Raw genomic sequence first — 385 nt, 5'->3', positions numbered from 1 at the left:
CCGTCGCATCGAGGAGACGAAGCGGCGGCGCGACAGCGCAAAGGTGAAAGAGACCCTGGCCGCGGTTTCAAAGGTCGCCTCGACCGGCGAAGGCAACCTCTTGGCGGCCGCCGTCGAAGCGGCGCGGGCGCGCGCGACCGTCGGCGAAATCTCCGATGCGATGCGCGGCACCTTTGGTGACCATGCCGCAACGCCCAAGGTCGTCAGCAAGATCTATGGCAAGGCCTATGAGGGCGAGCCTGAACTCGAGGTGCTCTGCGGCCGCCTCGACGAGGTTTCGGCGAAACTCGGCCGCAAGCCGAAAATCATGGTCGCCAAGCTCGGCCAGGACGGCCACGACCGGGGCGCCAAGGTGATCGCGTCGGCCTTTGGCGACATCGGCTTC

The 385-nt window shown here is 66.8% G+C and carries 1 protein-coding gene; it reads left to right on the top strand.

Going from position 1 to position 385, the window contains the following annotated elements; all coding sequences use genetic code 11:
- Positions 1–385, top strand: a 385-nt coding sequence (locus IB277_RS39125) for a methylmalonyl-CoA mutase family protein (RefSeq protein WP_246812927.1), incomplete at both ends; no start/stop codon positions are given.

The sequence above is a fragment of the Ensifer sp. ENS07 genome (assembly GCF_014852185.1).
Lineage (GTDB): Bacteria > Pseudomonadota > Alphaproteobacteria > Rhizobiales > Rhizobiaceae > Ensifer > Ensifer adhaerens.
This window is presented reverse-complemented; position numbering and strand designations above follow the sequence as displayed.